Genomic DNA, 14,605 nt, shown 5'->3' with positions numbered 1-14,605 from the left:
AGTAAAAGTTACTAGTTTATATTCAATTCGAATTTCTTTCAAATGATCCCAAAGTGTATTGTCTCTTTGAGGATAAAGCTTTAGCGAGGATGGACTAGCACCGATTTGTTTTGATATATAATGTATGACTGAATCCGGGATGTTTTTGATATGAGTGTATGGCCAACCGGGATATCGAAGAACAGCTAATTGAACGGTGAACCCTAAACGGTTTTCTTCTCTCCTTCGCTTATTGATAATTTCTAAATCCCGTTTGGAAAAAGTGTAGTAGGTTCCTAGCACCCACTCGTCTTCAGGAATTTGCATAAGGACCTGTCGCTGTTCCGATGTAAGCAATTCTCTACCTCTCGCAACTTTCATACAGTATCATCTCATTTCTGTAATTGTTCAGTTAATTAGTTCAATTATAAATCAATAGAGTGTACTCTATTGATACAATTATAGTAGACTGATAAAATCATAGTTAAGAGTGTCTCATAAGACTTATCTCAAAAATGAGGTGATATTTTGCGGAAAATTGGTTATATACGTGTCAGTTCGACTAACCAAAATCCTTCAAGGCAATTTCAGCAATTAAACGAAATCGGGATGGATATTATTTTTGAAGAAAAAGTTTCTGGTGCAACAAAGAATCGCGAGCAACTTCAAAAAATGTTGCAGGATTTACAGGAAGGCGACATTATTTATGTTACAGACTTAACTCGGATCACTCGGAGTACGCAGGATTTATTTGAATTGATTGATTTAATACGAAGGAAAAAGGCAAGCTTAAAATCACTCAAGGATACATGGCTAAATTTATCAGAGGATAATCCATACAGCCAATTCTTAATTACAGTAATGGCTGGTGTGAACCAATTAGAGCGCGACCTTATCCGTATGCGTCAACGTGAAGGGATTGAGTTAGCAAAGAAAGAAGGAAAGTTTAAGGGGCGTTTAAAGAAGTATCATAAAAATCACGCAGGGATGAATTATGCAGTAAAACTATATAAAGAAGGCGGCATGACTGTAAATCAAATTTGTGAAATTACTAATGTATCTAGGGCTTCATTATATAGAAATCTATCGGAAAGAAACAAATAGTTTGTCCTGATTCTATCAAAAGGTGTATTTTTTCACCAACATTTTTAGGCATGAAATGTCGGTAATTATTATCTATTTTGTTTTAAAGTAAATATTGAAAGGGAGTAAACTTATGGATTGGCTAGAAAGAATGAACAATGCGTTAAACTACATTGAAAATAGCCTGGATGAAGAAATAGACTACAAAGAGATTGCAAAAGCAGCTAACTGTTCTGAGTTTCATTTTTCAAGAATGTTCTCTTCAATCTCAGGTGTATCGCTATCAGAATATATTAGACGAAGACGGTTAACACTTGCAGCATTTGAAATTCAAAAAAGTGATATTCGGATCATCGATGTGGCAATTAAATATGGTTATATTTCTTCTGATACTTTCTCACGTGCTTTTCAAAAAATGCATGGGGTAACCCCTTCCAATGCTCGTAATAGAGGGGTACAGTTAAAAGCCTTTCCCAAAATTTCCTTTCAAATTTCTATTAAAGGAGATACCGAGATGGACTACAGAATTGAAAACCTTGATTTTGAATTAAGAATTGTCGGAAAAAGCAAGCCAGTAAAAACAAGCAGAGCATTTAAAACAATCCCTACGCTTTGGAACACTGCGAAAAAAGATGGATTTATGCAAGAACTAGTAGATATGTCATGGGAAAATCCAAAATGCACGCTTGAAAGCCTTCTGGGGGTTTGCGGAAAAGAAGCTGCCATCACAGATGAACAATTTTCCTATTTCATGGGCGTAAGATACGATGGGGAATCCCCAGAAAATATGGAGACGCTTATTATTCCCGCAAGTACATGGGCAGTTTTTCCGAACATAGTGGATGCATGGAAACGTTTATATTCCGAGTGGGTCCCTACCTCCGAGTATGAACTTGCAAATTTACCGTGTATAGAATGTTATTACGGTCCGAAGCATAAACCAAGACACGAACTCTGGGTCCCTGTTATCCCGAAGTAAATTACATATTCAGTAATAGAATGCTGTTTATGGAGTAACGAAAAAAGAGCCTAATTTCTCAATTTAGGTGATGGGAAATCAGGCTTTTTATATTGGAAATTCCTTATCGTTGTAAATCCGCATTTTCCTGACGCCACCCCGTTATGTACGCGTCAGTTCGACTAGCCAAAATCCTTCAAGACAATTTCGGCAATTGAACGAAATTGGAATGGATATTATTTATGAAGAAAAAACTTCAGGAGCCACAAAAGATCGTGAACAACTTCAAAAAATGTTAGAGGATTTACAGGAAGGTGACATTATTTATGTTACAGATTTAACTCGGATCACTCGAAGTACGCAAGATTTATTTGAATTGATTGATTTAATACGAAATAAAAAGGGAAGCTTAAAATCACTTAAGGATACATGGCTAGATTTATCAGAAGATAATCCATATAGCCAATTCTTAATTACGGTAATGGCTGGTGTTAACCAATTAGAGCGAGACCTTATTCGTATGCGTCAGCGTGAAGGAATTGAGCTCGCAAAGAAAGAAGGGAAGTTTAAAGGACGGTTAAAGAAATATCATAAAAATCACGCAGGAATGAATTATGCAGTAAAGCTATATAAAGAAGGAAATATGACTGTAAATCAAATTTGTGAAATTACAAATGTATCTAGAGCTTCTTTATATAGAAAGCTATCGGAAGGAAAAAAATAAGCATTCATTACTTATATTAAAAATTTCCGGGGATTGTGAAACAACGTACCTAACCAAGCAGGCTATTTCTATAAGGAAGTATCAATATTTGTTTATCTAACTAGGCACGATCATCAAAGGGTTCCGAGTACATTTTAACGGAGATATACGCTAAACTCAGATTTAAAGCAAGGCTGTATTTTCCGAGAACACTTTATAAAAAACAACCTTAGTCAATCACAAACGAAGGTTGTTTTTATAAAGTCATGGTCTAATTAAAACAATTGCTGTCCCAAGAGCATACTTGAGACTGAAAAGGCACCAGCAGGTGGTAAAACATTAGTATATATGGGAGGTCCCAAACGGGGTGTAAAGGTTGTAGCAATCCAATTTCCATATTCACCAGCCAGCAAAGAGGGAGGTTTCATTATAAACCGTCCACTTAAAACGAAATGCCGAATGCTTATAGCGGTCTCATCAAATATTGTCAAGTTGCCAAAAAAGGAGGCATATGGTGAATCGAAACTTATTTGTTTAGCGCTTTCGTCCCAATACCCATTAATCGGAATAGGTATACCACGAAAATTAACTGTACCTACTACTTTGTTGTCTACAATGGAATCAATGGTAAGTATACCTCTAATAATGGATCTCCCCGCAATAGAAGCATCAATCCCCCATACGGATGGAAAGGGGATACTAACTTTGGCTGTCTTTGGAATTTTCAAAATTAACCTCTCCTTGATTATTTTATGTATGGATTGAGTTGTATTTAATCATAATCCTGTAGTAATGATACAGTATATGCACAGAGAATCACTTAGGTGTTTTGTTAAGAAAGAAGCATCAATAATCAATCAGCCTACTGTCTAGATGAAAAGAGTTTGCCTGACCCACGAAAAATATGGAACATTAATTCCTGCTGCTCATACATATGGTCTCGCATTTGGAAAATTTCTTAGCTTTAAAATAAATCATCTGATTCAATGAAATGTAATGCCTATCATCACCTATTTTTATATGTACCTCAGACGAATTCCTATACCTCCGTTACTCTTCGATCATATTGTATTTGTACGAGGTGGTGTAAAATGTTTAAATTATATTTAGATCCTGGTCACGGGGGAGTGGACCCAGGAGCTATTGGCAATGGGATGCAGGAAAAAGAAATTACCTTAAATATTTCCCATAGCATCCGGAATCTCTTGGAAAACCATTATGAAGGCCTGCAAATTAAAATGAGTAGAACAGCAGATATTACGCGCAGCTTGAAAGAACGTACAGATGATGCGAATGCTTGGGGTGCAGATTATTTTCTATCCATCCACGTTAATGCATTTAACGGTTCAGCTCATGGGTATGAAGATTATATTCATAACAGTTTGTCTGATTCATCGAGAACAGCGTTAATTCGGGACATTATGCATGAAGAAATTGTCAAAGTAAATAACTTGCATAACCGTGGTAAAAAAAAGGCCGATTTCCATGTACTGCGAGAAACCAGAATGCCCGCTTTATTAACGGAGAACGGATTTATTGATCATGCAAGCGATGCCCAAAAATTAAGAGACCCGAATTGGCGGCAAGCGGTTGCCCAAGGGCATGTTAATGGGTTAGCACGCGCGTTTAATTTGAAGAGAAAATCGACTAATCTGAAAAGCAATATGGCTATTAAACGTGTAATTGTTGACGGTGTGCAAGTAGGTGCTTACGCAGAAGAAGAAAATGTGTTGAGAACTGTAAAACGCAACCTGAGAACAGCACAAAGGATTATTATTGAAAATGTGTAGTTTCGTTGGGAAAACGGTTGCTTGACTGCGAGCACCTTAAAGTTTTATCAAAATGGATAACTAGGCTGGATGAACAAAATATACGCTAAGCCTTTGATGTGACGGGCTTAGCATTTTTTTCTTGCTCTAAGTTAGTCCGGCCGATATAAGCCAGGACTAGCTTAATATCAGATGAATAGAACGAAGTTGTTGAGGGAATTATAGGGGTACAGCCAACATTTCGGAAGTTTTGTACGCTAAGCGAATTTTAACTAAAAAAAGTCGAATTCCTGTACGCTAAGGAACCGACTTTTTTTAACTGACTTGTTCAACTAAACAAGCTACCGTTTGAAATAGAACTTTATACTTCACTATTAATAAGGATTTCACAAGTTAAATTAAGTTAGAATCTTTCCATATTCTTATACAATTAACTAAGGTTTTTTTTTGGAAAGAAAGTTTATATATATCTGGCATAGCAAGCTTCTTCCAGAATTCAAAATCGTATTGTTCATCAAAATAATTCATCATTAGTACCATAATATTTCCATGTGTTCCTACAACAACATTTTTGCCTTCATATTTATCTAAAGCCATTTCAATGCCTTTAATTCCTCTTTGTTGGGCACTCTTGTTTGACTCTCCACCTTCCCAAGAAAAATCAGGGTTGTCCCAAACCTTTCTAATTGCTTGCTCAAAATCATTAACATCTTCCTTCGTTAGCTTTCTTTCTTTAAATTCATCTACAATTTGAATCTCCCTGCCCAGTGTTAATGCTATTCCTTCAACCGTTTGTATAGCCCTTAAATATGGACTTGAGATAACATGATCAATGTTTTCTTCTCTTAGTAACTCTTTGACTTTGTAAGCATCTTTTAGTCCTTTTTCTGATAAGGGTCTTTTTAATTCCTCTGGTGTGTAAGTAGAATGGGCATGTCTAACCAAATACAAATTTGTTAGCATTGGAACCTCCTAATAATATGTATAATTATTTATAAATCCTTTTTTGTGGAATCACTCCTCTAACACCACCTGTGGGGTCATTAATATCGTTAAAGTATCTTGGTATTAAGTGTATGTGACAATGAAAAATCGTTTGACCTGCTGTCTCCCCACAATTCACTCCAATGTTGTAACCTTCCGGTTTATACCTTGAATCCAATAATGATTTACTTCTCTGAAAACAACGGTGGTAAAATCCCTAATAACAACGGTGTGAAATTCCCCAATAATAACGGATAATTATCTCAAAAACAACTTGGAGTGTAGAGAGATAATGATCAAGGATGGGGAATTTTTTATGATTAAAGAGTATCACTCAAAAGGTTGGACTCAGATTGCTATAGCAGAATTAACAGGCTTTGATCCAAAAACAATACGAAAATACTTAAATCAAAATGAGTTACCAAAGAAAAAAAAACAACCTCACGGTAAATTGAAAACAAGCCTTTTAGATCCATATAAAGACTATTTATTAAGACGGTTAAAGGAAGGTACCACTAACTGCGAAGTGCTTCTTGAGGAAATTCAATCTATGGGTTATCCAGGAAAGATGACTATTTTAAGAGATTTCATCAGACCTTATCGCCAGAAACCAAAGAAACAATCGAGTATCCGTTTTGAAACACCTCCTGGAAAGCAAGCACAGATGGACTGGGCAGAGATTGGAGAACATGAGGTTGATGGGAAGAAACAAAAGCTTTATGTATTTATCATCGTTTTAGGTTACTCCCGTATGAAATACATGGAAATTACAAATACGATGAATATGGAGCAGCTAATGAAATGCCACATGAATGCATTTGCCTATTTTAACGGCGTTCCTGAACACATACTCTATGACAATATGAAAACGGTAGTCACCTTACATAGTCCAACACAAATACGTTTTAATCGAAAGTTCGAAGAATTCCTAGCTTACTATGGAGTTGTTCCGAAAGCGTGTAAACCAGCAAGACCACAAACCAAAGGGAAAGTAGAAAGTGCGGTTGGTTACCTTAAGAAGAATTTTCTGCAAAGAAAACAAAAGAATACACTTCATGAGATGAATGAGATGTTAAGTGGATGGCTGGACAAAGTGGCCAATAAAAAACCGAATCAAACGACGCTTGAGCCACCTCTACAGCGTTTTGAAGAGGAACAAAAACACTTATTACATTGGAATACGAGACCCTTATTCCCAATAAGTAAATGGAAGGTTACTTACGTAACGGAAAGCAGCATGATTTCTTATAATGATCGAAACTATTCGGTTCCTTATCGTTATAAAGGGATGGAAGTAAAGGTGAAGGAAACTCTTGATCATCATTTAGAGATCTATTTTGATCTAGAGTGCATCGCTACTCATCCGATTATTTCTGGGATCAATAAATCATTAACGGATATCAACCACATAAAGAACATAAAAAAAGAGCCAGATGTGACACAAAACGGTTTGGCGACCCGTCACATTCAGCCCTCTAATCATGAAGTGGAACAACGTTCACTTCACGTGTATGAAGAACAATTAAAAGCTGGTGATCACAAATGAACGCACAACTTATAACTGAACGTCTTAAGAAAGTTGGCTTGGTTTACATAGCCAATCAATTAGATGGCATCCTAGAAGATGCCTCTAAACATAATGTAACATATTCTGAATTTCTAAACACCCTTCTTCAACATGAAATTGAACACAAAGAAGGTGCAGCACTAGAAACTAGAATAAAGAAATCAAAGCTACCGTTTCACAAGACTATCGAAGACTTTGACTTCTCATTTCAACCAAGTGTTAGCGAACGGCGTGTAAAAGAAGTAATAACTGGTCGTTATATTGAGAATGGAGAAAATATCTTATTATTAGGACCGCCAGGTGTTGGTAAAACCCACTTGGCGATAGGTTTCGCTATCGAAGCACTTCGTCAAGGATACACAGCTTACTACACCCGGGCCGATGATTTCATTACTTCCTGCCGCAAGGCAGAACAAAGGGGAACCACTTCTCGCCTGGTCCGATCGTTAAGTAGGTGCGATGTACTCATAATTGATGAAATGGGATACTTTCCGTTTGATGAGTTAAGTGCAGATTTATTCTTTCGTATCATTTCAAAACGTTATGAAAAAGGGTCAATTATTTTAACCTCTAACAAATCGTATATTGAGTGGGGGAAAATATTTGGCGATGACGTCCTAGCAACAGCGGTTTTGGATAGATTGTTGCATTACTCCACAACTTTCAATATCAAAGGACAATCATTTAGACTTCGTGAAAAGCAAAAAGCCGGCATACAACCGGCCGTTAATTAGTAATAGGGAATTTTGGACCGCTGAAATTAGGGAAAATAGAACCGCTGTTGACATCTCAATACTAATTTATCTATTGAAAGTTTTTCTTCAATAGTTAAACCAAAATAATCCTCACAGTGTCTCTTCGGTACTATTAACATATGACCTTTATTTACTGGGAATTTATCATAAAAACATTTAGCTTTATCATTTTCAAATACAACACTTTCAATATGGCCTAGTCACAGGGTTGCTGCTCTAGTCCGTCAGATGATTTACATAAAATGTAATTTCTGCAACCGACTTACTGAGGCAACCCTATAGCGCCTTGTCTAAATACCTATACAGCGTGGTCTTACTGATACCAGTCGCCACTGTAATTTGCTTAATTGTATAGTCTTTACTCTTATACATCTTAACAGCCATTTCCACTTTATCTTCTTTCTTAGTAGGTCTCCCACCTTTCTTTCCTCTTGATCTTGCTGCTTGAAGACCAGACTTTGTTCGTTCACTAATAATATCTCTTTCTAGTTCAGCGATGCTTGCCATTGTACGAAAGAAAAACTTTCCCATTGCGGTTGAAGTGTCAATACTGTCAGTAATTGATACAAAATGTACACCCATATCGTTAAATAATTCGCTCAGTTCTATCAAATGTTTTGTGGAACGTGAAATACGGTCAAGTTTATATACAACAATTTTATCGCCACTTCGTAAAACTTTTAAAAGGTCTTCTAATTGAGGCCTATCTCTTCGTGTGCCAGTTAATTTTTCTTTATAAATCTTCTCAACCCCGAATTGTGTTAATGCATCAACTTGCATATCTAGGTTTTGTTCCTCCGTACTCACTCGCGCGTAACCAAAAATCATAATTAATCACCTACTAAAAACTATTTATATGAATATATTAGCACCAAAAACGGTGTTTGTTATTAAAAATGTTACTTTGATTTTGGGAATGAGTTTTGGTACCAAAGATCAGGGTAAATAGAGTGTGTCTTGCTCCAATAAGGACCAGCCCCATAAATGTCCGTTTATGGGGCTAATTTTATTAAACTAACCAGCCGCAGTATGACTGAAGAGAGCTCTTTTATTTTTGTTCCGCAATAGGGCCAGATTGTTGAATAAGGATTGTAGTTAATTATGGTTTTACATACAATTATTGAACTATTGGAAGATAAGTTTAATATCAACCTCGGTGAGCTTTTCATAAGTAAATGAGGTTCTTCACAAGTAATTCGTGAACTAATCAACTGCCCCAGTTCGTTTTATTTCTACCTTAATATTTGGTTTTAAATTTAATGTGGAATACTTTCCTCTCAAATCTTTTTCATTTAAATTGGAATATTTTCTTATACTTTTTATTTTTCTTCCAATGCCAATTGGATCAGTATTTAATTTTCTAAACTTCTCAAGAATATCCCCGAATTCTTTGTTTAGTTCTTCTTCAATTATTAGCTCCATTTTTTTTATTGATTCCTTATTTTTAAGAGTAACAGAAGGCTGTAATTCTATAGTTGAAACTAAAATAGATGCATTTAAATTAACCGACTCTTTCTGAGATAATTCAACATTTCCGCGGTACTTTATTGGGTGAATTGTAATATTAAATTTATCTCCTTTTTGCTTTTCGACTAGTTTTATTCCCTTTTCTTCTAATACCTCTGCAGGAATATTTAAAGTTATATCCCCCAAAAAAGCATTATGATCGGTGAATAATTTTATATACAGGGTTTTTTTCATGGAAATAGAACCAACCATTTTATCATCCCTAAATAATGCAACCCCATCTAAATAGGGTGCTACACCATTCTCATTCGATAGAATAGGTAAGGTAGGATCGATACCAATTTCATATAGTGTGGAAATAAAATCATGCAAGTTGGAGTTGACTAACATTTCTTTCTTTTCGTGTTTATCCAATAGTTGATAGATATAGGATCCCATTTCGGGATATTCTTCATAGTTTTTATTTTTAATCGTCTCCTCAGCATTATCAGTAATGGCCAAAAAGATTAAAGAACTGATACTGCTATCTCGTTGCATAGTATCCAGAAAAGAAGAAATTCCTACTGTTTCTGCCATATTTTTATTAAACAGTATGGTCCTTAATTGACCAGAAGTAAGGTCGTGGCTTGTCTGTTGTTCTAAATTTTGTCTTATTTGTTTGCTTGTAGTTCCGACGGCAGAAAGGGTTACACTCGTCTTTTCTTCTTTACGGTCGAATTGTAACAAGCTAATAGTGCCTTTGTATGTATTCTCATCAAGTAAGTCAAAACCAATAATAGTTGAAATTCCTTGCCTTTCTAATATTTTTTCAGGTAGCATACATGCCGTACAGAGAAAGAAACAAAGTAGTAGAATAAGCCATATTTTCATTTTTTCAACTCCGTTTTGAACGTGAAAAGATTTTAGATTTAATGATTGAAATGAAATATAAGAATATTGGATAGATAAACCATAGGTAAAAGCCTACTTGACCAACTTTATCAATCAAAAGGTTATTGTCGACTCTTTTTGTGATAAAAAAACTCGTGATAAAAATGATTATTGAGATTACCCATATTCCATGTTTTAGTTTTAAATGAAATATTTGTTTAACTCCTTTGGAAGAAATGAATAGGATTATACATAAATTTGGAAAAATAACTAATATCCATAATGAAACTGCTATAGATTCAAAGCGCTCAATAAATGGAAAATGGACAGCGTTTATTATACTGACAATAGGCCAGATATGTTTTTCTAATTCTTTAGGGCTAAAAAATAATATGGAAATAACAGTTGCAATTAAAACAAGAAGTGTGGTAAACCAGATTGCTAATTGACTGAATAGAAGTAGTTTTTTTTTCTCCTTTATAAAAGGAAAAATAAAAAATAAAGTCTCAAAACCCAACATTGTATAACTGCTTTTAAAAACTCCTTTCATCATTTCTGACGGAGTTGTCGACATGATGGGTAAAATTCTAGTTAAGTTTATGGAATCAAGTGGTTGATACATCACAAATAGCAGCCATATAGTCATTAAAAAGGATAAGAAGCATATCCCTGCAACTACTCTGAATCCACCTGATACTGCATAAATTGTTATTAATAATAGCGCTAAGGTGCCTACCCATTCATAAACTCCTTCATATCCCCATGTTAGGGACAATTCAACATAACTGATGATGATAGAGTAATGTACAGCAATAAAGTAAATGACAATTAAGGTATTGATGATACTTCCTATAAAGCGACCAAATAAATTTTCGTGTATTTCATAAAGATTACAGTTTCCATGTTTTTTAAGTATGCTAATAATAATCCAAGTGATAATACTAATGAATAGACCGGATAGTAAAACTGAGATCCAAGCATCTTTCTTAGATTCAAGATAAATAATTTTCGGGACTCCAAGTATGCCCATACCAATTTGCGAAGTGTGTATGATAAAGAAAGCCATATAGGCATTTACAAAACTAATATTTGATTTCATTATCCACCTCAAAATTCATCTAAATCTTTTTCTGTTTTTTTAAATCTCCACCTTGTGCGGAATGAATCTTTTGGGCGATTGACAACAGGACGTCTCATATAAAAATGGTGGGGTAGACGTATTAAGAAGTATTTTATATCCTTAATCCTAAAAGGGTATAGAGGTGCAAGATAAGGTTTGTTTAATGATGTCAATTTTAACAAGTGGACCATCATTACACAGACACCGATAATAATCCCATTTAATCCCCCAACACCTGCTAGAATAATGAAAGGAAATCTAGCAATTCTTATAGCAGTGCCCATTTCATAAATAGGAGCCGTAAATGCCCCTAATGCACTAAATGCCACAATAATAATTAAAATGTTGCTAGTTAAACCTGCCTCAACAGTTGCTTGGCCAATAACAATACCTCCAACAATCCCCATTGTTTGCCCTACTTTTGACGGAAGGCGTGCCCCAGCCTCTCTAAGTAATTCAATTAATAATTCGAGTAAAAGTGCTTCTAGCAAAGGTGGAAAAGGAACTTGTGAACGTGATTGCCCAATTATAAGTAACAATTTAGATGGAATTAGTTCAGAGTGAAATGTCATGGTTGCAACATAAAATGCTGTAAGAAATAGTGACCCTGCCATAGCAAATAATCGTATAAATCTTATAAAAGTACTTAAGGACCATCTCAAATATATGTCTTCTGTTGATTCAAAAAACGAAAAAAAATTAGCAGGTCCAATAATAGCAATTGGACTTTCATCTATAAGAACACCAATCCGTCCGTTTAAAATAGAGTAGAGGAATCTATCGGGCAACTCTGTTAATATAAACTGTGGAAAAAATGAGTAATGATTATCTTCAAGACATTGTGCCAATACTGAACTGTCACTTATATTATCAGTTTTTATATTTTCAAACTTCTCCTTAAGTGTTTTAAGTGTGTCATCATCCGCTATATCTTTAAGATATATAATTCTTACTTGCTTCTTAACACGTTCTCCTATTTTTAATTCATCTGTACACAAATTAGAATCATTTAGATTTTGTCTTATAATTTTAATGTTAGAAGATAATGATTCTGTAAACGATATTTTAGGACCGTATACCAATGATTCTGTTTCTGCTTTCTCAATAGATCTTTCAATAGGGTTGGCGCAATTTACCATAAATGCTTTACTTTCGTCTGATAAGTAAATATAAGCGAATCCATTTAAGAGGGAAGAGATAATCTCTTGTTCCTTAAGGTTTTTCTTTACTTCGTTCATTGGTATGTTTTTCAATAAATAAGAGTAAGTTATGTATTCTATCGGAAGTTGTTGAATGTATTTAATTACATACTCATTTAGAAACTCTTGTTTAATTAAATTTTTCATGAAAATAACTTCGAGACAATCTCCACCAACTTCAAGTGTTCTACACATTAAGTCTGGTGATTCGTTGAGGATGTATTTAATTTTTTCATAATTAGGGCAGTTATTTTTATTTAGATGGAGTGTCATTTGAATCATATCCTTCAATAGTTTTTTTTAGTATTTGAAGTAGGAATCATTTTATACTTGTTTTAATAAAGAAGTAAGGATTGAGAGTAATTTTAGGACCTATGGTTCTGAAACGAATATGGAACAAGGAATTTTAGATGGTAACCAACAACATGTTGTAGAAATCAATTGGCCAGAACTAGCTGGTATATATGAGGTTGAATTTAATGAAATGTGGGGCAGTTCTACATTATCTTTTGATAAAGTAAATTCTAACATCAGTACTCGTAAAATCGATAATACAACACATGTTATTGATATTAACGGTAAAACACCGGAGGCGCGTTCGAAGTGTTTGTAAAACAGCAATCTCATAATTGATTCGGTTAACCCTCTCCATTCCCTTACTATCCGTCTCAATAATGATATCCTTCCATTTGGGCTGGATCACTCCTTCAATAGGAACTTCGTCATTAGCTGCAAAAAAACGTTGACCACTATCACCATATTCTCGAATTAGTTGAAGAGCTTCAATGACAGGTTGATGAGATTGATTATTAGATCTGAACGTAAGATTTTTTAAGATATTACAGAAAGCAATCCGATAATGCCCCCGATAGGAAGAATGCATCTTTATATAGATTTTTTCTTTGTATTCTCGGTGATTTCTTGTCATGTCTTTAATAATATCCCGAATTGTTGAAGCGCCTACAATCGGATATAGAGTATCTTGAATAATTCCATCTGGATGATTAACCGTCGCTTTTAATAAGTTGATAATATGTTTATTTTTCCCTTGAACCCTTTCCAACTCTTCTACTGCTTCTTTACGGGTAGTATTCTTGGCCTTATTTCCGAACTTGAGAGTGATTTCATCCAACAGATCAGCTAAATAGTCGATAACTTCAGCATGACGATGCCAAAATAAGATGGCAAGTAAGGTGTAGCGAATGGGTGCTGGATGTGCTCGCAATTCCGTTACAGTCTCAGTAGCTGCACGAAGTCGATATTTCTTTAGTAATTTTGGAGTCATATGATGAAACAAACCATTAGGAATTTGGAGATGTCGTATAGCTAACAGTTTTTTAACCTCCATCTCCATCGCATTTACACTTGGTTTACGAGGAGAAGATAATAGTTGACGAAAAGTTAAAATGTCGGTTTCCTCTCCATCAGAATCCTCATCAGCATGGGACTCAAGTAAAGCATCTAACCGAGTGCACGTCTTAGCAGATAATTGCTGATATGTCATTTTATATAAGCTCTTTTCAAAAGTATCAATGGCAGAGTCAATCATACGCTTTAAGCTCCCAATAGAAGGAGGTTCAACTTTCCATTTACGAAAGAGACTGTATGCTTGGTTTTTTAAATAGTCTGTATCATGTGTAGACTGAACTTGTTCTTCTAACCATTGTCCCAAACGATCATTATCTGTACGTGTAAGCTCCTGAAATCCAAAAAAATCCCTTATATTTTTTCGATGTCGGGTATAAGTCTTTTCTTTTCCACCCCAACTATATTCATCAAATTGATCATGCGAAACATCAAGCTGTTTCGCTATGTACTCGATCACTACTTTTGGGATGTCTTGCTTTTGGCTAGGGAATCTAGCTTTCTGTTGGAAATACTTTAGTAACACGGCAAAGCCCAAACGGTTCGTTTCTGTTTTATTCCCCATAGATAGATGTAGTTCATTTGGCATTAACATAAAGTTTGCTAAAAGCTCTTCTTCATTCCAATTTTTCTTCACTGGTTCTCCCTCTGATCTACATGTTTTTTTAATAGTATAATTTCAAACATAGAGACCATCAAGATAACTAAGAAAAGCAGCAAAGCTAAACCATTTTCCTTTTATTGTAATATATCTGACGGACTAGAGCAGTAACCCTGTGATTAAGC

The 14,605-nt window shown here is 35.0% G+C and carries 15 protein-coding genes and 1 pseudogene; 6 read left to right on the top strand and 10 right to left on the bottom strand.

Features of this window, described 5'->3' with window-relative positions:
• Positions 1–360 (bottom strand): DUF4158 domain-containing protein (locus PDK19_RS26945; RefSeq protein WP_000861528.1); only part of this gene is annotated, 360 nt, incomplete at its 3' end.
• Between the two features lie 147 nt (positions 361–507).
• Here PDK19_RS26945 and PDK19_RS26940 point away from each other — a divergent pair.
• From PDK19_RS26940 to PDK19_RS26930, 3 genes are all read left to right on the top strand, one after another.
• The gene (locus PDK19_RS26940) at positions 508–1,083 is read left to right on the top strand and encodes a recombinase family protein (RefSeq protein WP_001226074.1); all 576 of its coding nucleotides are present in this window, start codon (positions 508–510) and stop codon (positions 1,081–1,083) included.
• Positions 1,084–1,195: 112 nt separating this feature from the next.
• Entirely contained in the window at positions 1,196–2,041 is an 846-nt protein-coding gene (locus PDK19_RS26935) for an AraC family transcriptional regulator (RefSeq protein WP_000383881.1), read from the top strand.
• 127 nt (positions 2,042–2,168) lie between these two features.
• Positions 2,169–2,744 carry a recombinase family protein gene (locus PDK19_RS26930; RefSeq protein ID WP_033656251.1) on the top strand — a complete coding sequence of 192 codons (576 nt, stop codon included), beginning with the start codon at positions 2,169–2,171 and terminating at the stop codon, positions 2,742–2,744.
• Positions 2,745–2,998: 254 nt separating this feature from the next.
• Here PDK19_RS26930 and PDK19_RS26925 read toward each other — a convergent pair whose 3' ends face one another.
• Positions 2,999–3,451 (bottom strand): hypothetical protein, encoded by a 453-nt coding sequence (locus PDK19_RS26925; protein WP_000701227.1) that lies wholly within the window; start codon positions 3,449–3,451, stop codon positions 2,999–3,001.
• A 363-nt stretch (positions 3,452–3,814) separates the two neighbouring features.
• Here PDK19_RS26925 and PDK19_RS26920 point away from each other — a divergent pair, with 363 nt between their 5' ends.
• Complete coding sequence (locus tag PDK19_RS26920) at positions 3,815–4,513, top strand: N-acetylmuramoyl-L-alanine amidase family protein (protein WP_000475617.1); 699 nt, start codon at positions 3,815–3,817, stop codon at positions 4,511–4,513.
• A 372-nt stretch (positions 4,514–4,885) separates the two neighbouring features.
• Here PDK19_RS26920 and PDK19_RS26915 read toward each other — a convergent pair whose 3' ends face one another.
• Positions 4,886–5,455 carry a histidine phosphatase family protein gene (locus PDK19_RS26915; RefSeq protein WP_000957215.1) on the bottom strand — a complete coding sequence of 190 codons (570 nt, stop codon included), beginning with the start codon at positions 5,453–5,455 and terminating at the stop codon, positions 4,886–4,888.
• 25 nt (positions 5,456–5,480) lie between these two features.
• A complete protein-coding gene (locus PDK19_RS26910; protein ID WP_014315595.1) occupies positions 5,481–5,654 on the bottom strand; it encodes an HIT family protein in 174 nt (57 codons plus the stop codon).
• A gap of 114 nt (positions 5,655–5,768) precedes the next feature.
• Here PDK19_RS26910 and istA point away from each other — a divergent pair, with 114 nt between their 5' ends.
• A complete protein-coding gene (istA, locus tag PDK19_RS26905) occupies positions 5,769–7,022 on the top strand; it encodes an IS21-like element ISBce16 family transposase (RefSeq protein ID WP_000588560.1) in 1,254 nt (417 codons plus the stop codon).
• On the top strand, positions 7,019–7,777 hold the full coding sequence (gene istB / locus PDK19_RS26900) for an IS21-like element ISBce16 family helper ATPase IstB (RefSeq protein ID WP_000993737.1): 759 nt from the start codon (positions 7,019–7,021) through the stop codon (positions 7,775–7,777). The genes istA and istB overlap by 4 nt, the downstream gene beginning before the upstream one ends.
• Positions 7,778–7,803: 26 nt before the next feature.
• Here the strand turns inward: istB and PDK19_RS27525 are convergent, their stop codons facing one another.
• The 6 genes and pseudogenes from PDK19_RS27525 to PDK19_RS26875 all read right to left on the bottom strand — a co-directional run.
• Positions 7,804–7,989 (bottom strand): HIT family protein, encoded by a 186-nt coding sequence (locus tag PDK19_RS27525; RefSeq protein ID WP_078214948.1) that lies wholly within the window; start codon positions 7,987–7,989, stop codon positions 7,804–7,806.
• A gap of 85 nt (positions 7,990–8,074) precedes the next feature.
• Positions 8,075–8,626, bottom strand: coding sequence for a recombinase family protein (locus PDK19_RS26895; RefSeq protein WP_000576162.1), 552 nt, complete (start codon positions 8,624–8,626; stop codon positions 8,075–8,077).
• 375 nt (positions 8,627–9,001) lie between these two features.
• The gene (locus PDK19_RS26890; RefSeq protein ID WP_270708199.1) at positions 9,002–10,135 is read right to left on the bottom strand and encodes a Ger(x)C family spore germination protein; all 1,134 of its coding nucleotides are present in this window, start codon (positions 10,133–10,135) and stop codon (positions 9,002–9,004) included.
• A gap of 4 nt (positions 10,136–10,139) precedes the next feature.
• Complete coding sequence (locus PDK19_RS26885) at positions 10,140–11,234, bottom strand: GerAB/ArcD/ProY family transporter (RefSeq protein ID WP_270708198.1); 1,095 nt, start codon at positions 11,232–11,234, stop codon at positions 10,140–10,142.
• Between the two features lie 8 nt (positions 11,235–11,242).
• On the bottom strand, positions 11,243–12,727 hold the full coding sequence (locus PDK19_RS26880) for a spore germination protein (RefSeq protein WP_088106364.1): 1,485 nt from the start codon (positions 12,725–12,727) through the stop codon (positions 11,243–11,245).
• 310 nt (positions 12,728–13,037) lie between these two features.
• Positions 13,038–14,456 (bottom strand): annotated as a pseudogene (locus tag PDK19_RS26875) (DUF4158 domain-containing protein); the annotation flags it as partial.
• Positions 14,457–14,605: the final 149 nt, after the last annotated feature.

It is taken from the genome of Bacillus cereus group sp. BcHK124, from assembly GCF_027712065.1.
Taxonomy (GTDB): Bacteria; Bacillota; Bacilli; order Bacillales; family Bacillaceae_G; genus Bacillus_A; species Bacillus_A pacificus.
Note: the sequence above shows the minus strand (reverse complement) of the source record. Positions and strands in the feature narration are given on the sequence as shown.

Excerpts from the sequence above, each read along its gene's own strand:
- PDK19_RS26935 (WP_000383881.1), top strand. The coding sequence starts at position 1,196 with ATGGATTGGCTAGAAAGAATGAACAATGCGTTAAACTACATTGAAAAT.
- PDK19_RS26920 (WP_000475617.1), top strand. The coding sequence starts at position 3,815 with ATGTTTAAATTATATTTAGATCCTGGTCACGGGGGAGTGGACCCAGGA.
- PDK19_RS26915 (WP_000957215.1), bottom strand. The coding sequence starts at position 5,455 with ATGCTAACAAATTTGTATTTGGTTAGACATGCCCATTCTACTTACACA.
- istA (WP_000588560.1), top strand. The coding sequence starts at position 5,769 with ATGATCAAGGATGGGGAATTTTTTATGATTAAAGAGTATCACTCAAAA.
- istB (WP_000993737.1), top strand. The coding sequence starts at position 7,019 with ATGAACGCACAACTTATAACTGAACGTCTTAAGAAAGTTGGCTTGGTT.
- PDK19_RS26895 (WP_000576162.1), bottom strand. The coding sequence starts at position 8,626 with ATGATTTTTGGTTACGCGCGAGTGAGTACGGAGGAACAAAACCTAGAT.
- PDK19_RS26890 (WP_270708199.1), bottom strand. The coding sequence starts at position 10,135 with ATGAAAATATGGCTTATTCTACTACTTTGTTTCTTTCTCTGTACGGCA.
- PDK19_RS26885 (WP_270708198.1), bottom strand. The coding sequence starts at position 11,234 with ATGAAATCAAATATTAGTTTTGTAAATGCCTATATGGCTTTCTTTATC.
- PDK19_RS26880 (WP_088106364.1), bottom strand. The coding sequence starts at position 12,727 with ATGACACTCCATCTAAATAAAAATAACTGCCCTAATTATGAAAAAATT.